The organism is Micromonospora sp. NPDC050795, from assembly GCF_044456785.1.
Taxonomy (GTDB): domain Bacteria; phylum Actinomycetota; class Actinomycetes; order Mycobacteriales; family Micromonosporaceae; genus Micromonospora.
On record NZ_JBITGE010000014.1, the window covers coordinates 14679 to 31505 of the forward strand.

18 protein-coding genes are annotated in these 16827 nt (G+C 72.1%); 9 read left to right on the forward strand and 9 right to left on the reverse strand.

Going from position 1 to position 16827, the window contains the following annotated elements; genetic code table 11:
• Nucleotides 1-25: 25 nt before the first annotated feature.
• The 4 genes from ACIBEF_RS14570 to ACIBEF_RS14585 all read right to left on the reverse strand — a co-directional run bounded on the left by ACIBEF_RS14570 (nucleotide 26) and on the right by ACIBEF_RS14585 (nucleotide 5532).
• Nucleotides 26-2122 carry a 3-hydroxyacyl-CoA dehydrogenase NAD-binding domain-containing protein gene (locus ACIBEF_RS14570; RefSeq protein ID WP_396793936.1) on the reverse strand — a complete coding sequence of 699 codons (2097 nt, stop codon included), beginning with the start codon at nucleotides 2120-2122 and terminating at the stop codon, nucleotides 26-28.
• A 20-nt stretch (nucleotides 2123-2142) separates the two neighbouring features.
• Nucleotides 2143-3339 carry a thiolase family protein gene (locus ACIBEF_RS14575; protein ID WP_396793828.1) on the reverse strand — a complete coding sequence of 399 codons (1197 nt, stop codon included), beginning with the start codon at nucleotides 3337-3339 and terminating at the stop codon, nucleotides 2143-2145.
• Between the two features lie 196 nt (nucleotides 3340-3535).
• The gene (locus ACIBEF_RS14580; protein WP_396793829.1) at nucleotides 3536-4864 is read right to left on the reverse strand and encodes a ribonuclease D; all 1329 of its coding nucleotides are present in this window, start codon (nucleotides 4862-4864) and stop codon (nucleotides 3536-3538) included.
• A 95-nt stretch (nucleotides 4865-4959) separates the two neighbouring features.
• Nucleotides 4960-5532 carry a DUF3000 domain-containing protein gene (locus tag ACIBEF_RS14585; protein ID WP_357207090.1) on the reverse strand — a complete coding sequence of 191 codons (573 nt, stop codon included), beginning with the start codon at nucleotides 5530-5532 and terminating at the stop codon, nucleotides 4960-4962.
• Between the two features lie 137 nt (nucleotides 5533-5669).
• Here ACIBEF_RS14585 and hemE point away from each other — a divergent pair, with 137 nt between their 5' ends.
• The 3 genes from hemE to hemQ are packed head-to-tail and all read left to right on the forward strand — an operon-like array spanning nucleotide 5670 to nucleotide 8985.
• Complete coding sequence (gene hemE, locus ACIBEF_RS14590) at nucleotides 5670-6821, forward strand: uroporphyrinogen decarboxylase (protein ID WP_396793830.1); 1152 nt, start codon at nucleotides 5670-5672, stop codon at nucleotides 6819-6821.
• 5 nt (nucleotides 6822-6826) lie between these two features.
• The gene (hemG, locus tag ACIBEF_RS14595; RefSeq protein WP_396793831.1) at nucleotides 6827-8287 is read left to right on the forward strand and encodes a protoporphyrinogen oxidase; all 1461 of its coding nucleotides are present in this window, start codon (nucleotides 6827-6829) and stop codon (nucleotides 8285-8287) included.
• Nucleotides 8284-8985, forward strand: a complete 702-nt coding sequence (hemQ, locus tag ACIBEF_RS14600) for a hydrogen peroxide-dependent heme synthase (RefSeq protein ID WP_196921722.1) — start codon at nucleotides 8284-8286, stop codon at nucleotides 8983-8985. The genes hemG and hemQ overlap by 4 nt, the downstream gene beginning before the upstream one ends.
• Before the next feature lie 299 nt (nucleotides 8986-9284).
• Here the strand turns inward: hemQ and ACIBEF_RS14605 are convergent, their stop codons facing one another.
• The 3 genes from ACIBEF_RS14605 to ACIBEF_RS14615 form a co-directional block, all read right to left on the reverse strand.
• Nucleotides 9285-10385, reverse strand: coding sequence for a lytic polysaccharide monooxygenase (locus tag ACIBEF_RS14605; protein WP_396793832.1), 1101 nt, complete (start codon nucleotides 10383-10385; stop codon nucleotides 9285-9287).
• 119 nt (nucleotides 10386-10504) lie between these two features.
• Nucleotides 10505-10960 (reverse strand): GNAT family N-acetyltransferase, encoded by a 456-nt coding sequence (locus ACIBEF_RS14610; protein WP_396793833.1) that lies wholly within the window; start codon nucleotides 10958-10960, stop codon nucleotides 10505-10507.
• Between the two features lie 78 nt (nucleotides 10961-11038).
• Nucleotides 11039-11299: a Prokaryotic metallothionein gene (locus ACIBEF_RS14615; RefSeq protein WP_355009369.1), complete on the reverse strand. Its 261-nt coding sequence runs from the start codon at nucleotides 11297-11299 to the stop codon at nucleotides 11039-11041.
• Nucleotides 11300-11456: 157 nt separating this feature from the next.
• On the opposite strand from ACIBEF_RS14615, the gene ACIBEF_RS14620 reads away from it, so the two are divergent.
• The 3 genes from ACIBEF_RS14620 to ACIBEF_RS14630 all read left to right on the forward strand — a co-directional run bounded on the left by ACIBEF_RS14620 (nucleotide 11457) and on the right by ACIBEF_RS14630 (nucleotide 13267).
• The gene (locus tag ACIBEF_RS14620; RefSeq protein ID WP_396793834.1) at nucleotides 11457-11732 is read left to right on the forward strand and encodes an isoamylase early set domain-containing protein; all 276 of its coding nucleotides are present in this window, start codon (nucleotides 11457-11459) and stop codon (nucleotides 11730-11732) included.
• A gap of 109 nt (nucleotides 11733-11841) precedes the next feature.
• Nucleotides 11842-12594, forward strand: coding sequence for a lytic polysaccharide monooxygenase (locus ACIBEF_RS14625; protein WP_396793835.1), 753 nt, complete (start codon nucleotides 11842-11844; stop codon nucleotides 12592-12594).
• A 64-nt stretch (nucleotides 12595-12658) separates the two neighbouring features.
• Nucleotides 12659-13267, forward strand: a complete 609-nt coding sequence (locus ACIBEF_RS14630; RefSeq protein WP_396793836.1) for a DUF305 domain-containing protein — start codon at nucleotides 12659-12661, stop codon at nucleotides 13265-13267.
• A gap of 12 nt (nucleotides 13268-13279) precedes the next feature.
• On the opposite strand, the gene msrB is transcribed toward ACIBEF_RS14630, so the two are convergent.
• The gene (gene msrB / locus ACIBEF_RS14635; RefSeq protein ID WP_030336225.1) at nucleotides 13280-13684 is read right to left on the reverse strand and encodes a peptide-methionine (R)-S-oxide reductase MsrB; all 405 of its coding nucleotides are present in this window, start codon (nucleotides 13682-13684) and stop codon (nucleotides 13280-13282) included.
• Nucleotides 13685-13731: 47 nt separating this feature from the next.
• Between msrB and ligD the strand changes: the two genes are divergently transcribed.
• Nucleotides 13732-14763 (forward strand): non-homologous end-joining DNA ligase, encoded by a 1032-nt coding sequence (gene ligD / locus ACIBEF_RS14640; protein ID WP_396793837.1) that lies wholly within the window; start codon nucleotides 13732-13734, stop codon nucleotides 14761-14763.
• Between the two features lie 13 nt (nucleotides 14764-14776).
• Here ligD and ACIBEF_RS14645 read toward each other — a convergent pair whose 3' ends face one another.
• Nucleotides 14777-15082, reverse strand: coding sequence for a hypothetical protein (locus tag ACIBEF_RS14645; protein ID WP_396793838.1), 306 nt, complete (start codon nucleotides 15080-15082; stop codon nucleotides 14777-14779).
• 67 nt (nucleotides 15083-15149) lie between these two features.
• Between ACIBEF_RS14645 and ACIBEF_RS14650 the strand changes: the two genes are divergently transcribed.
• Both ACIBEF_RS14650 and ACIBEF_RS14655 read left to right on the forward strand, forming a co-directional pair.
• Complete coding sequence (locus ACIBEF_RS14650; RefSeq protein ID WP_357221000.1) at nucleotides 15150-15338, forward strand: hypothetical protein; 189 nt, start codon at nucleotides 15150-15152, stop codon at nucleotides 15336-15338.
• A 79-nt stretch (nucleotides 15339-15417) separates the two neighbouring features.
• Nucleotides 15418-16668 carry a DUF222 domain-containing protein gene (locus ACIBEF_RS14655; protein ID WP_396793839.1) on the forward strand — a complete coding sequence of 417 codons (1251 nt, stop codon included), beginning with the start codon at nucleotides 15418-15420 and terminating at the stop codon, nucleotides 16666-16668.
• Nucleotides 16669-16827: the final 159 nt, after the last annotated feature.

Here is a 16827-nt window from a genome sequence, read left to right on the forward strand (position 1 = left end):
CCGCGACGGTGGTGCTGCGATCTCGTCAGGCGGGCAGGCTCGCCGCGCCACGCGGCAGGAACCGCTGGCCGGTGACCCGCTCGGAGGTGCCGGTCCGGTCCAGGTACGGCGTGACGCCGCCCAGGTGGAACGGCCAACCGGCGCCCAGGATCATGCACAGGTCGATGTCCTGCGCCTCGGCGACGACACCCTCGTCCAGCATCAGCCGGATCTCCTGCGCGAGCGCGTCCAGCGCGTTCTGCCGTACCTGCTCGGCGGTCAACGGCTGGTCACCGACGACGAGCAGTTCGGCCACCTCTTCGTTGACCTGGTCGTCGACCACGATCGGCCGACCGGAGTCGGCGATCCGCTTGAGGTTCTCGCTCACGCCGTACCGGTCCGGGTACGCGGCGTGCAGGGTGCCACCCACGTGGTAAGCGACGGCCGGCCCGACCAGCTGGAGCAGAGCGAGCGGGCGCATCGGCAGGCCCAGCGGGTCCAGTGCGCTGTTCGCCACGTCCAGCGGGGTGCCGGCGTCGACGGCCGCGAAGACGGTGCCCAGGAAGCGGGTGAGCAGCCGGTTCACCACGAACGCCGGAGCGTCCTTGACCAGCACGCTCGACTTCTTGAGCTGCTTACCCACGGCGAACGCGGTGGCCAGGGTGACGTCGTCGGTACGCTCGCCCCGGACGATCTCCAGCAGCGGCAGCACCGCCACCGGGTTGAAGAAGTGGAAGCCGACCACCCGCTCCGGGTGCTCCAACTCGGCGGCCATCTCGGTGATCGACAGCGAGCTGGTGTTGGTGGCGAGCACCGCCTCCGGAGAGACGACCTTCTCCAACTCGGCCCAGACCTGCTTCTTGACGCCCAGGTCCTCGAAGACGGCCTCGATGACGAAGTCGGCGTCGGCGAACGCGCTCTTGTCGACAGTGCCGCTGACCAGGCCGTACAGCTTGGCGGCGGTGCCCTTGTCCATCCGACCCTTGGTGACCGCCTTCTCGATCTGGGTGTGCACGTAACCGACGCCCTTGTCCACCCGGGACTGGTCGAGGTCGGTCATCACCACCGGCACCTGGAGGCGGCGCGCGAACAGCAGCGCCAGCTGGCTGGCCATCAGACCCGCGCCGACGATGCCGACCTTGGTGATCGTGCGAGCCAGGCCCTTGTCCGGTGCGCCGGCCGGGCGCTTGGCTCGCCGCTGCACCAGGTCGAACGCGTACAGGCCGCTGCGCAGCTCCTCGGAGAAGACCAGGTCCGCGAGGGCCTCGTCCTCGGCGGCGGTGCCGGCGGCGAAGTCGCCGTCCTTCGCCGCCTCCAGCAGATCCAGCGCCTTGTACGCGGCCGGGACCGCACCGTGCAGCCGCTGGTTCAGCGTCTCCCGGGCGAAGTAGAGCACGCCCGCCCACATGTCCTTGTCGACCTCGGGTCGGGTCACGGTGACCTGACCCCGGACCACGCCCGCAGCCCATTCCAGGGACCGCTCCAGGAAGTCCGCCGGCTCCAACAGGACGTCCGCGATGCCCAGCTCGGCGGCCTGCTTGGGCTTGAGCATCTTGTTCTGCATCAGCGGGTTCTGAATGATCACCTGGGTCGCGGCGGGGATGCCGATCAGGTTCGGCAGCAGCTGGGTGCCGCCCCAGCCCGGCACCAGACCGAGGGACACCTCGGGCAGCGCGAGGGCCGCCGCGCCCCCGGAGAGCGTCCGGTAGTGGCAGTGCAGCGCCAGCTCCAGGCCACCACCCATCGCCGCGCCGTTGACGAACGCGAAGGTGGGAACGGTGCTGTCCTTGAGCCGGGCGAAGACCCGGTGACCGAGCCGGCCGATCTCCAGCGCCTGCGCGCGGTCGGCGAGCTGCGGCAGGCCGACGATGTCCGCGCCCACGCAGAAGATGTACGGCTTCCCGGTGACCGCGATGAACGCCGGGTCGGCGGCGAGCGCTGCGGTGATCGCCTCGTCCAGGCTGGCCAACCCACCCGGGCCGAAGGTGTTCGGCTTGGTGTGGTCGAAGCCGTTGTCCAGCGTGATCAGGGCGGCGGGACGGTCCAGCCCCGGTACGTTCACCTGGCGCAGCAGGGCCCGGGTGACGACCTCGTTCGGTGCCTTCACTGTGCCACCTTCGGTTCGCGACTGCGGGGCTCGCAGGCCCGGCTCACTCCTCGCGCTCACTTGGCGCCCTCCGTCCAGTGCGGGTTCTCCCAGATGACCGTGCCGCCCATGCCGATGCCGATGCACATGGCCGTGAGGCCGTAGCGGACCTCCGGGTGCTCGGCGAACTGGCGGGCCAGCTGCGTCATCAGCCGTACACCGGAGGACGCGAGGGGGTGACCGATGGCGATCGCACCGCCCCACGGGTTGACCCGCGCGTCGTCGTCGGCGATGCCGAAGTGGTCGAGGAAGGCGAGCACCTGCACGGCGAAGGCCTCGTTCAACTCGAACAGGCCGATGTCGTCGATGCTGAGCCCGGCGAGGCGCAGCGCCTTCTCCGTCGACGGGATCGGGCCGACGCCCATCACCTCCGGCTCGACTCCGACGAAGCCGAACGACACCAACCGCATGGCGACCGGCAGACCCAGCTCGCGGGCGGTGGCCTCGTCGGCCAGCAGACTCGCGGTGGCGCCGTCGTTCAGGCCGGCCGCGTTGCCTGCGGTGACCTTGCCGTGCGGGCGGAACGGGGTCTTCAGGGTGGCCAACTTCTCCAGCGAGGTGTCCCGCGGGGCCTCGTCCACTCCTGCCAGGCCCCAGCCGCCCTCCGCGTCGCGGATCGACATCGGCACCAGGTCGTCCTGGAGCTTGCCGTTGGCGTACGCCTTGGCGGTCTTCTGCTGCGAGGCGAGCGCGAACGCGTCGGTGCGTGCCTTGGTGATGTGCGGGACCAGGTCGTGCAGGTTCTCCGCGGTGGAGCCCATCACCAGCGCGGACGGGTCGACCAGCTTCTCCGCGATGATGCGCGGGTTGGGGTCGACGCCCTCACCCATCGGGTGGCGGCCCATGTGCTCGACGCCACCGGCGATGGCGATGTCGTACGCGCCCATGGCGATGCCGCTGGCCACGGTGGTGACCGCGGTCATCGCCCCCGCGCACATCCGGTCGATGGCGAAGCCGGGAACGGTCTTGGGCAGCCCGGCCAGCAGGGCGGCGGTGCGGCCGATGGTGAGGCCCTGGTCGCCGATCTGGGTGGTGGCCGCGATGGCGACCTCCTCGACCCGCTCCGGGGGCAGCTGCGGGTTACGGCGCAGCAGTTCCCGGATGCAGCGGATCACCAGGTCGTCGGCGCGGGTGTTGGCGTACATGCCACCCGCCTTGCCGAACGGGGTACGGACGCCGTCGACGAAGACGACGTCGCGAACTTCACGGGGCACTTGAGCCTCCTAGCCGAGGGGCACGTTGCCCCGAATGCTACTCGCCAGTAACCAAACCCGTCCCCCACCCCCCGCTGTGGCCCACCCCACACCGGAGGCGCGCCAACACCCCGTTGATCATGAAGTTATTGCCAGGACACGCCGATGTCGGTGGCAATAACTTCATGATCAACGGGGCGGGGTGGGGTGGGTGGGGTTAGGGGGTTGGGGTTTTTGGGGTCAGGGCTTCGGTCAGGTCGGAGATGAGGAGGGCGATCTGCCACTCGCGGGCCTTGAGGCCGCGCAGGGTCTCCGCCACCGACTCCTCGGTGATCTCCTCCGGCGGGGTCCAGGCCAGCCGGCGGACCGAATCCGGAGTGATCAGGTTTTCCGGCGGCAGGTTGTGCTCACCGGCGATGCGGATCACGACCTCCCGGCAGCGGGCCAGCCGACCGGCCGCCACCGGGTCCCGCTCGGCCCAGCGGTGCGGCGGGGGCGGGCCCTCCACAGCTGGCGAGACCGGCAGGGAATCCTCCGGGAGCTGCCGGGCGTCGTCCAGCGCGGCGAGCCAGGTGCGGGCCAGCCGACGGACCGACCGACCGCCGAAGCCGGGCAGGGTCAGCAGGGTCTTCTCGTCCTTCGGGTCCAGCTCGGCCGCGGCGATGATGGCCGAGTCGGGCAGCACCCGACCGGGAGCGGCGTCGCGCCGGGACGCGATCTGGTCCCGGGCGTACCACATCGAGCGGACCCGGGCCTGCGCCCGCGCCCCCCGCAGCCGGTGGATGCCCGAGGTGCGCCGCCACGGCTCCGCCCGAACCCGGGGCGGGCGTGCCCCGGTGCGGACCAGCGCGGCGAACTCCTCCGCGGCCCAGGCCGACTTGCCCTGCCGGGTCAACTCGGCGTCCAGCGCGTCGCGCAGGTCGGTGAGCAGCTCCACGTCGAGGGCGGCGTACGTCAACCACGACTCGGGCAGCGGTCGGCTCGACCAGTCGGCGGCCGAGTGGTGCTTCTCCAGGGTGAACCCGAGCAGCTGCTCGGTGAGCGCGGCCAGCCCGACGCGTTCGAACCCGGCCAGCCGAGCCGCCAGCTCGGTGTCGAAGAGTCGGCGTGGACGCAACCCCACCTCGGCCAGGCAGGGAAGATCCTGGCTGGCCGCGTGGAGGACCCACTCGGCCTCACCGATCACCGCGTCCAGCGCGCTGAGGTCGGGCAGTGGCAGCGGGTCGATCAGCGCCGTGCCCGCACCAGCCCGGCGAAGTTGCACGAGGTAGGCCCGTTGGCTGTAGCGGTAGCCGGAAGCCCGTTCGGCGTCCAGCGCGACCGGGCCGGTGCCGGCCGCGAAGCGGGCCACGACCTCGGCAAGCTCGGCCGGGGCGGCCACCGGATCGGGGGTGCCGTCACGCGGGGCGATCAGCGGAACGGGCCCACCGTCGGCCGGGTCAACCCCCTCGCCCGCCGGCTGCGGCTGCGCCGACGGCGGGTGCTGGGGTGCGTTTCCCGGAAGTTCTTCGGTGGGCCGACGGCGCAGGGGTGGTTCGTCGGTCACCTGCCAACCCTAGTGCGCGCGGAGATCCGGCGGGTGCAGCCGGTCCGGCGTGTGTCGATCAGGTGTCCGCAAGGTGTCCTCCCGAGGGCCGAACGTCAGGCTGCGCCGGCCGGGCGGCGGTCGGCGAGGGCGGTGACGCCCGGCGGGGGGAGACCGGCGGTGGAGGCGAGCAGGGCGCACCAGCCGAGCAGGTGCGGGGTCAGGTCGTCGTCGACCGGCGTCCAGGACGCGCGGATCTCGATGTCACCGATGGTCGGTGGCCCGGCGAGATCGCCGAACCGGGTCGACATGGTCTGCGTCACCGTTCCACCGATCGCCCGGTGGCCGGCGTCCTGGGCATCCAACGCGTCGGTCAGCCACGTCCAGCCGACCCCGGGCAGCAGCGGGTCGGCGGCCAGATCGACCTCCAACTCGGCTGTCACGTAGGTGACCAGCCGCAGGGTGCCCTGCCACGCCTCGTGCCCGACCGGGTTGTGCAGCAGGATCAGCCGACCGGTCGCCACCTCGTCGTCGTCGCGCAGCACTGTCGCGGCGAGCGCGAACGCGTACGGGGCCAACCGCTGGGGGGCACCGACCTCCTCCAGGGTGATCTCCGGCCGGGGGGCGGCCGACCGCAGCCCGGCGACCGCGCGGGCGAACGTCTCCGGGAGCGCGATCGGGGGGGCCATGTCGGCAGCCTATGCCGCCGTCCGTCGCCCGCTTCGACGGCGCGCCGACGCTCGTGAAGGGCACCGGGCGTAAGGAACGGTGCCCTTCCTCTCACCCCCACCCGGTTGGGAGTGGTGGGCGTGGCACGATTGCGGCGATGACCACGGACACCACGGGCACTGTCGCCCGAGACGGAGAATCCCGCCCCGGCGGACCGGCCGACTCGCCCTTCATCCGGGCCTGCCGACGTCGGCCCGTTCCGCACACCCCGGTCTGGTTCATGCGCCAGGCCGGCCGGTCCCTCCCGGAGTACCGGGAGATCCGGGCGAGCGTGCCGATGCTGGAGTCCTGCCGGCGCCCGGAGCTGGTCACCGAGATCACCCTCCAGCCGGTGCGTCGCCACGGCGTGGACGCGGCGATCCTGTTCAGCGACATCGTGGTGCCCGTCGCCGCCGCCGGGATCGACCTGGACATCGTGCCGGGCACCGGCCCGGTGGTCGCCGAGCCGATCCGCACCGCCGCCGACGTGGAGCGGATCCGCCGGATCACCCGTGACGACGTCTCGTACGTCGACGAGGCCGTCCGGCAGTTGGTGGTCGAGCTCGGCGACACCCCGCTGATCGGTTTCGCCGGTGCGCCGTTCACGCTGGCCAGCTATCTGGTCGAGGGCGGGCCGTCGCGCACCCACGCGAAGACCAAGGCCCTGATGTACGGCGACCCGGAGCTGTGGCACGCGCTGTGCGCCCGGCTGGCGGAGGTGACGCTTGCCTTCCTGCGGGTGCAGATCGAGGCCGGCGTCTCCGCCGTGCAGCTGTTCGACTCGTGGGCCGGCGCACTCTCTGAGGCCGACTACCGCCGTTTCGTGCTGCCGCACTCGACCACCGTGCTGAGCGGGCTCGCAGACGACTGCTCCGGGTCGGAGCGCGGCGACAGACGCGCCGAGCCGGAGCGGTCGCCCGCCGGGGTGCCCCGGATCCACTTCGGGGTGGGCACCGCCGAGCTGCTCGGCGCGATGGGCGAGGCCGGGGCCGACGTGGTCGGCGTCGACTGGCGTACGCCGCTGGACGTGGCCACCGGCCGGATCGGCGCGGACAAGGCGGTGCAGGGCAACCTGGACCCGTGCGTGCTGCTCGCGCCGTGGCCGGTGGTGGAGGCCGAGGTGCGCCGCATCCTCGAGCAGGGCCGGGCCGCCCCCGGGCACGTGTTCAACCTCGGCCACGGGGTGCTGCCGGAGACCGACCCGGAGGTGCTGACCCGGGTGGTCGCGCTGGTGCACGAGCTGTCCAGCCGCCGAGCCGACCAGGGCTGACCGGAATGCGGCGGCCCTGGCGGGTGGCGGTGGTCGGCGGCGGGATCGCCGGGCTGGCCGCCGCGGTCCGCCTGCGCGACCGCGCACCCGCCGGCACCGAGATCACGGTGTACGAGCAGTCCGGCGCGCTGGGCGGCAAGCTGCGCACCGGGGAGCTGGCCGGTCAGCCGGTGGAGTTCGGCGCGGAGTCTTTCCTGATGCGCGACCCGACCGGCGCCGAGAGCGCGGCGGTGGCCCTCGCCCGCCGCCTCGGTCTGGCCGAGAAGATCGTGCACCCCACTGTGGGGCAGGCCGCGCTGGTCATCGACGGGGGGCTGCGCCCCATCCCGGGCGGCACCCTGGTGGGCGTACCCGGGGATCTGGACCGGGTGGCCACTGTCGCCCGCCCGGCCGCGGACGCCGACACCGACGGCGGTCGGCCGCTGGTCGGGCCGGACGCGGACGTCTCGGTGGGCGCGCTGGTCCGGTCCCGTTTCGGCGACGAGGTGGTCGAGCGGCTGGTCGACCCGATGCTGGGCGGCGTGTACGCGGGCCGCGCCGACGATCTTTCCCTGGTCACGACGATGCCGGCGCTGGCCCGCACGGCCCGGGTGGAGCACACCCTGGTCGGTGCGGTCCGGGCCGCGCAGGCCGCCGCGCCGCGCGCGCCCGGCGCCCCGGTCTTCGGCACCCTCGCCGGTGGGCTCAGCACCCTGGTCGAGGCCGCCGTGACGGCCAGCGGCGCGACGGTACGGCGGGACGCCGCCGTGCGCGAGCTGACAGCGACCGACACGGGCTGGCGGCTCACCGTCGGCCCGACCCGCGTCCCTGACGACGGCTCCGGGTCGCGGCGCGGCGGCAGACGCGCCGAGCTGGAGTCGTCGGTGGTCGACGTGGACGCGGTGGTGCTGGCCGTGCCGGCGCGACCGGCGGCGCGGCTGCTCGCCGGCCCCGCGCCGACGGTGGCGGCGGGCGTCGGTGCGCTGGACTACGCCAGCGTCGCGCTGGTCACGATGGCGTTGCCGCAGCCGCGACTACCCGAGCTGTCCGGTTTCCTGGTGCCGAGCACCGAGGGCCTGCTGATCAAGGCGGCGACCTTCTTCACCACCAAGTGGGGGCACCTGCGCCAGCCGGACGGGTTGGCCCTGGTGCGCGCCTCGGTGGGCCGGTACGGCGAGGAGGCGCACCTGCAGCGTCCCGACGCGGACCTGGCGGCCACCGTGCACCGGGAGTTGTCGGCGGTGCTCGGCACCCCGCTGCCCGCCCCGGTCGACGGGCACGTGCAGCGGTGGGGCGGTGCGCTGCCGCAGTACGCGCCGGGGCACGCCGACCGGCTCGGCGCCGCGCGGACGGCGCTGCGAGCCGCGCACCCCACACTGGTCCTTGCTGGCGCCGGTTACGACGGCGTCGGCATCCCGGTCTGCGTCCGCTCCGGCGAGACGGCGGCCGAAGAGATCATCACAGCACTGGGAGGATCGGCGAGATGACCGAGCAGACCAACGCGGCCCGGCTGCGGGAGCTGAACGACAGCATCCGCTACACCATGTGGTCGGTGTTCCGGGCCAGCTCCCCGCTGCCGTCGCTGCGGGACAACGTCACCGGCGAAGTGGTGTCCCTCTTCGACGAGCTGGCCGGTAAGGACGTGGTGGTCCGGGGCGTGTACGACGTTTCCGGGTTGCGCGCCGACGCGGACGTGATGATCTGGTGGCACTCCGCGTCGCCCGACGCGCTCCAGGACGCCTACCTGCGGTTCCGCCGTACCACGCTGGGCCGGGCGCTGACCCCGGTGTGGTCGCAGATGGCGCTGCACCGGCCGGCGGAGTTCAACAAGAGCCACATTCCGGCGTTCCTGGCCGGTGAGGAGGCTCGCCCCTACATCTGCGTGTACCCGTTCGTCCGCTCCTACGAGTGGTACCTGCTGCCCGACGCCGAGCGGCGCGAGATGCTGGCCGAGCACGGCAAGATGGCCCGCGGCTACCCGGACGTGCGGGCCAACACCGTCGCCTCGTTCGCGCTCGGCGACTACGAGTGGATGCTCGCCTTCGAGGCCGACGAACTGCACCGGATCGTCGACCTGATGCGGGACCTGCGCGCCTCCGGCGCCCGCCGCCACGTCCGCGAAGAGGTCCCCTTCTACACCGGCCGCCGCCGCTCAGTAGCCGAGATCGTCAACTGCCTGGTCTGACAGGCCCCGCCCCCACCCCCCGCCCTCGCCCTCGCCCTCGCCCTCGCCCTCGCCCCCGCGATCTTGCACTTTCTGTCCGGGCTAAAGGGGCATAGGCCGCGATCTGGCAACCGAAAGTGCAAGATCGGCGCACCGGCTGCCCCGACCTGGTCGGTCATGGAGTTGTGGTGCCAGTTTTGGGAACCCGCGGGTGCTTTGTCGACCACCACAACTTCTTGATCGACGAGGGGCACGGGGGTTGGGTGGCATTTCTGCCGGCCGGCGCCGCACCCCCGCCCGGGTGCGGCGCCGGACGGGGATCAACTGGTCGTCGTACAGGAGACCAGCGGAACCGGGTTGCTGCCGTTCCACGAGCCGAGGAAACCGAACGTGGTGCTCGCTCCGGCGGCAAGTGTGCCGTTGTGGTTGACGTTACGTGCGGTGACCAGCGTGCCGCTGGTGCTGACCGTCGCGTTCCACGACGAGGTGACCTGCTGACCGTTGCCGTAGTTCCAGCTCACCGACCAGCCCCGGGTCGGTGATCCGCCGGCGGTCACCTTGACGTCGGCCTGGAAGCCACCGGACCACTGACCGGTCACCTGGTACGTCGCCGTGCAGGCACCGGCCGGCGGCTGGGTGGGCGGCGGGGGCGTGGTCGGTGGCGGTGTGGTGGGCGGCGGGGTCGTCGGCGGGGGCGTGGTGGGCGGAGGTGTGGTCGACCCGCCGCCGAAGTCGACGTCGCTGCACAGGTAGTACGACTGGTCGAGGTGGCTGGCCTGCCAGACGGTGTAGACGATGTGCCGTCCGGTGCGTCCCGGCGCGCTCACCGGAATCTGGATCGAGACACCACCGGTGTCCGGGTTCCACTGGGAGGCCGGGGTGTTGCCGATCTGGCCGGCCAACTCCAGGTTGCCCCAGCCGAGCGGTTGGGTGGCGGAGTTGAAGCCCTGCTTCGTCACGTACACCCGGATGTAGTCGGCGCCGTGGCTGGCCTGGTCGAAGAAGCGGAGCCGGAAGTTGTTCGACACCGATGTGGTCTTCCAGGCGCCGACGGTGTCCAGCGAGTTGTAGCGGGGGCTCTGGGTGCGTCCGCCGCTGCACAGCTGGCCGTCGGGGACGGCGGCCTGGTGGTTGCCCCCGACTCCCTCGCGGAACAGGCCGTTCCAGTTCCACATGGCGGCCGGGTCGGCCTGCCAGGCCTGCCAGCACATCGGGTCCTCGGTGGCCATCCGGGGGTTCTGGAAGTCGCCGCCCCAGCGCTGCCAGCAGCTGTAGTTACGGGAGGCCGGGTCGACGACCGACCCGTGCGCCGAGGCGGGCTTGGCCAGGATGGTGGTCAGTGCGGTCGTCAACAGGAGCGCGGTGGTCGCCACGATGGCGAACACCCAGAGCGCCCGCCGTGATCGGGTGAAAGTGGACATGGAGCCCCCGGGGGGATGAGGTCGGACGTCGACACCCGGAATCACCGGGAGTTGCCCACTCCCGTGCCTGATCGCTGGCTCCCGCGACGGCTCTAACCGGCACCATGCCAGCTCGATCGTCAGGCGTCAATGGCCTCGCGTCGCATCGGCGTGTGCGGGATGCCGTCCTCGACGTACTCGGGGCCGCTGACCGTGAAGCCGTGCCGGGTGTAGAACGCGACAAGGTGCGACTGGGCCTCCAGCACGCAGGGCCGGTTGCCCACCACCTCCAGCGCCGCCGTCATCAGCCGGCCGGCGTGTCCGCCGCCGCGCGCCGCCGGGGCCACCACCACCCGACCGATCCGGGCGACACCGTCCGGGTCGGCCAGAATCCGCAGGTACGCCAGCGGCGCGCCGCCGTCGGTGAGCCAGACGTGCCGGGTGCCCGGCTCGACGTCCCGCCCGTCGAGCTCCGGGTACGGGCAGTTCTGCTCCACCACGAACACGTCGATGCGCAGTTTGAGCAGGTCGTGGAGGGTGCGGGCGTTCAGGTCGGCGAAGGAGGCCGTCCGGAGTTCGGTGGTCTGCTGGGGCATCCACCGATGGTAGGTCGGACGGGTTCGCCGGAAATCCGCCCGGTCCGGTGCGAGGTGGGTGGCGGCGGCCGGGCGTGGTCAGGCCGGGCGGGCGCCGACGGCGTCGCGGATCTCCGCGCCCACCGCTCCCTCGACGGCGCGGGCGCAGTGTGCGCAGCAGAAGAAGCGGCCGTTGACCTCGACGCCGTGCCCGGAGATCTTGACCTGGCAGTGCTCGCAGATCGGTGCCATGCGGTGGATCGCGCACTCGAACGAGTCGAAGGTGTGCACGTCGCCGCTGACGGTGTGCACCTCGAACGCCATCCAGTAGTCGTTGCCGCAGACCTCGCAGGTTGCCACCGAAAAACCTCCGTTAAATGGACAAGTGCCTACAGAGTCCTCCAGGTGGCACCGGCGTAGGGGCGGAACCTCGACGCCCGACCGCGACGGCGGCGTGTCGGCGTCGGCGTGTTGCCCGTTGTTCCTGGTGAACCGCCGCAACCCCCGGAGGATCACCGTGATCAAGCGCAACAGGCTCTTCGGCAACCAGACCCGGGTCACCTTCTGCCTGCCCCGCGATGTCCCGCCCGGCCCGGTGAGTGTCGTCGGCTCGTTCAACGGCTGGCAGCCCGGTCGACATGAGTTGGTGACCCGCCGCGACGGCACCCGGACGGTGGCGGTGAAGCTGCCGCCGGGGGAGTACCGGTTCCGCTACCTCGGCACCGGCGGCGTCTGGTTGGACGACGAGTCGGCCGACGAGGTCGACGACGGGGGCTGCCTGCTCCGACTCTGAGAAGAAAACTGCCATCATCGATGGATTTATCGATGAGAGTCTTTACTGTTAACAAAGTTTAAATTACCTTGAGGGGCACCTCACCGCACCTGAAGAAGGAGCTGCCCCGATGCGTCGAAGAATCACCGTCCCGTTGGTGGCGGCGGGCGCCGTCGCCGCCACCCTCACCGTCGCCGCCCCCGCGCAGGCGCACGGCTACGTCTCCGCCCCACCGAGCCGGCAGGCGCTCTGCGCGCAGGGCCGGGTGCCCGACTGCGGGCAGATCAAGTACGAGCCGCAGAGCGTCGAAGGGCCCAAGGGCCTGCGCAGCTGCAATGCCGGCATCTCGCAGTTCGCCGTCCTCAACGACGACAGCCGGGGCTGGCCGGCCACCTCGGTGGGCAGCTCGCTGACGTTTACCTGGGTGAACACGGCCCGGCACGCCACCAGCAACTGGGAGTACTGGATCGGCAACACCCGCGTCGGCGTGGTCAACGGCAACAACCAGCAGCCGGGCGCCACGGTGTCGCACAACGTCAACCTCGGCGGCTTCTCGGGCCGGCAGAAGATCCTCGCGGTGTGGAACATCTCCGACACGGCGAACGCCTTCTACTCCTGCATCGACGTGCAGATCGGTGGCGGCGGGTCGAACCCGACCCCGAGCCCGACGCCGACCCCAACCGCCACCCCACGGCCCACCCCGACCCCGACCCCCACCCCGACCAACCCGCCCACCCAGGGCGGCACGTGGGCGACAGGCCGGGCGTACCAGGTCGGCGACCAGGTCACCTACGGCGGAGCCACGTACCGCTGCCGGCAGGCGCACACCGCGATCCCGGGCTGGGAGCCGCCGAACGTACCGGCGCTCTGGCTCCAGGTCTGACCGCACGGGTGCGGCCCCTGGTCGCACCCGTGTCGCCGCTCTCGCGTGAACGGAGGCAACCGGCATGCCCCGCCGTACCCCGCTGGCCTTCCTCGTCGCGGCCCTGCTGCTCACCGGAGCCTGCGCCGGACCGCCCACGTCGAGCCCGTCGACCCTGCCGCAGCCGACACCCACGTCCCCGGCCGGCTCGGCGGCGGCCGGGTCCGCGGGTGCCGGGTCCCCGATCGGGGCCGACGCGATGAGCGGGATCGACGTGGTGTTCCTGAGCACCATGGTCGGGCACAGCGAACGCACCCTGCAGATCGTCCAGCTGGCCCGCGACCGGGTACGCGACGACGCGCTGCGCACCCTGGCCGCCGCCGTCGAGGCGACCGAGGCCGACGAGCTGGCCGCCATGCGCGGCTGGTTGCCCACGGCCGGGCCGGGCGCCAGCGCGGCCGCACACCACCACGACGGGCACGGCGACGACGCCGCGCTCGACCGGCTGCGGACCGCGCCGGACGCGGACGTCGACCGCGTGCTGCGCGAGGTGCTCGCCGACCACCAACGATGGGCCGCCGACCTGGCCAGATCCCAGGTCGGTGTCGGCCGCAACGAGCAGGTCCGCGACCTGGCCCGCCGGATCGAGCAGTCCCGGACCGCCGAGGTCGAACTGCTCAGGGGTACGCCCTGAGCGGCTCCTCGCTCAGCGGGGTTCCAGCTTGATGGAGACCGAGTTGACGCAGTGCCGGGTGTCCTTCGGGGTGAAGCCCTCGCCGTGGAAGACGTGCCCGAGGTGACTGTCGCAGCGGGCGCAGCGGATCTCCGTACGGGCCATGCCGAGGCTGCGGTCCTCGATCTCCTTGACCCGGCCCGGGATGGCGTCGTCGAAGCTCGGCCAGCCGCAGTGCGAGTCGAACTTCGTGTCGCTGGAGAACAACTCCAGCCCGCAGGCGCGGCAGTGGTAGACCCCCTGGGTCTTCGTGTCCACGTACTCGCCCGTCCACGGGCGTTCGGTGCCGGCCTCCCGGAGAACGTGGAACTCCTCGGGGGTCAGTCGGACCCGCCACTCTTCGTCGGTACGGGGCAGCTCGTTGTCGTCAAGACTCACCCGTCAACGGTACGTCGAACGTCGGGGGCGTGGCATAAGGTCGCGGGATGGGTGGCACCAAGGCTGCGGCCGCCGAGGTCGAAGTAGCCGGGCACACCGTCCGGTTGAGCAGTCCGGATCGGGTGATCTTCCCGCAGCGGGGGTTCACCAAGGCGGACGTCTTCCACTACTACCTCGCGGTCGGCGACGGGATCATGCGCGCCCTGCGGGACCGGCCCACCACCCTGCAACGCTTCCCCGAGGGCGTCGAGGGCGAGGCCTTCTTTCAGAAGCGGGTGCCCACCCGGGGGGTGCCGCCCTGGGTGACGACCGCCCAGATCACCTTCCCGAGCGGTCGGAACGCCGCGGAGCTCTGCCCGGCCGACCTGGCGCACGTGGCCTGGGCGGCGCAGATGGGCACCATCGTCTTCCACCCGTGGCCCGTGCGGGCCGCCGACGTCGACCGCCCCGACGAGCTGCGCATCGACCTGGACCCGCAGCCCGGCACCGACTTCGCCGACGCCGCGCGGGCCGCCGGCGAGGTCCGCGCGCTCCTCGACGAGCTGGGCGCGACCGGCTGGCCGAAGACCTCCGGCGGTCGGGGCGTGCACGTCTACCTGCGCATCCAACCCCGCTGGACGTTCACCGAGGTGCGCCGGGCCACCATCGCGCTGGCCCGGGAGGTGGAACGCCGCAACCCCGACCTGGTCACCACTGCCTGGTGGAAGGAGGAGCGCGGCACCCGGGTCTTCGTCGACTTCAACCAGATGGCGCGCGACCGCACGATCGCCTGCGCGTACTCGCTGCGGGCCAACGCGCGGGCCACCGTCTCCACCCCGGTCACCTGGGACGAGCTACCCGACGTCGACCCGGACGACTTCGACCTGCGCACCGTGCCGGCCCGGCTCGCCGAGCGAGGTGACCCGCACGCCGGGATCGACGACGCACCGTGGGACATCACCCCGCTGCTGGAGTGGGCCGAGCGCGACGTCGCCGCCGGCCAGGGCGACCTGCCGTACCCGCCGGACCACCCGAAGATGCCCGGCGAGCCCAAGCGGGTGCAGCCCAGCCGCGCCAAGCGCACCCCCGACGGTCCGTGACCGCCCCGCCGCCTCACGGTTGTGGCGGGGCCGTCCACGCCAGGAACCTGGTGAACAGCTCCTGCGGGTCGGGTCCCGGCTCGGGATTGAGCTGGTACAGGTCGGCCGTCGCGTCGAACAACTGGCTCGCCAGGTAGATCGACAGCCCCACCCGATCCGACCCGTACTGCACTCGTAGCAACATCCGGGCGAGTGCGCATGGCCAGGCGGCGGCGCACACCCGACAGAGCCACGAGGGCCGGCGTGGCAGGTGCTGGTGCACCGGGTGCAGGTTGCTCAGCGGCCCGCCTCCAGCCGGCCTCCAACTCGACGTAGACATGCCCTTTACGGTGACCGGTAAGTTGCCCCGGGTCAAGGAGCCAGGTCATCTGTTTAACGTCCGGCATATGGATCTGGTAGGCGCTGCGGAGATTCGCGCGATGCTCGGTGGCATCAGCAAGCAGCGCGTTTATGTGATCACCAGCCATCGGAACTTCCCGGAACCCGTGGCCGACCTGGTCCAGGGCAAGGTCTGGCGGAGGTCGGACGTGGTGGCCTGGATCCGGGAGCACCGGCCGGAGTTGGCCGAGGGCTGACCCGGGCCCGGATCGGGTGGGCGGGCGTCCTCGATCTGCGTGGCCGCTTGTTGTCGTACACCTGTTCTAGATTCTGACTGTGATCGATGAGTTGGCGCGGGCGGAGGGTGCGGTGGCGGCCTGCACCGACGCCCCGGCCTGGGCACTTGCCGAGCACGATCTGATCGCGGTGCTCGATGCCACGCACCGGTTGCAGCAGCGGCTGGCGGCGGTGCAGTTGGCGGCGGTCCGCGAGTTGGACGGTCGAGGCACAGCAGTCGCGCAGGGTGCCTCCTCGACGACCGTGTGGCTGCGGCATCGCCTGCGCCTCGACGTCTCGGCCGCGCGCCGGCTGGTCGGCCTCGCCGCCTCGCTCGACGTGGCCCCGCCCGCCGTGCGCGACGCCCTGGCGGGCGCGGCGGTCAGCGTGGAGCAGGCCCGGGTCATCGCCGACACGGCCGCCACGGTGTCGGCGTCGGCGGGCGTCGAGGTGGCCGACAAGGCGGTCGGCGTGCTCGTCGAGTGGGCCGGGCAGTTCGATCCCACCCTGCTACGTCGGCTGGGCACCCGCATCCTCGACCACGTCGCCCCCGACCTCGCCGACGCCGCCGCTGCGGCGGCCCTGGCTGCCGAGGCCGCCCGCGCGGCCCGCGACCGGCACGTCACCATTTCCACCCATGCCGACGGCCGGCTGCGACTCAGCGGCACCCTCGACGCCGAGTCCGCCGCCCTGCTGCGCGCCGCCATCGACCCGCTCAGCGCACCCCTCGGGCCCGACGACACCCGCTGTGCCGGGCAGCGTCGCCACGACGCCCTCGCGGACGTGTGCCGGCTGGCGCTTCGTGCCGGTGAACTGCCCGAGAACGGTGGTGACCCGGCCCAGATTGTCGTCACCACAGACTACGACGGGCTGACGCGGCAGTTGGGCGCCGGCACCCTCGACGTCGGTCCGCGGCTCACTCCCGATACGGTGCGCCGGCTCGCCTGTGACGCCGCCGTCCTGCCGACAGTGCTCGGCGGCGCGGGCCAGGTTCTCGACGTGGGCCGGCAACGCCGCCTGATCACGGGGCCGCTGCGGCGGGCCCTGGTGCTGCGCGACGGCGGCTGCGCCTTCCCCGGCTGCGACCGGCCGGCGCGCTGGTGCGCCGCCCACCACATCCGGCACTGGGCCGACGGCGGCCCGACCAGCCTCGACAACGCGGTGCTGCTCTGCGGCCACCATCACCGGCACGTCCACCAGAGCGACTGGGTCGTCCGACTGGGAGACGACGGGCACCCGGAGTTCATCCCGCCGGCCTGGATCGACCCCGACCAACTCCCGCGCCGCAACCACTACCACCGACGGACGTAGGCCGATCAGACGCTGCATCGTCACCACCCGGCCCCGGCCCCGGCTTCCGGGCGACGGTTGATATCCGCGCCTCGTCGTGAACCCCGGCAAGCTGCGCCATCTCGGCCCGTTCAGCGACCTCGGTGGGCGGATCCGCGCCGGCCGAGACAGTTGACGTTG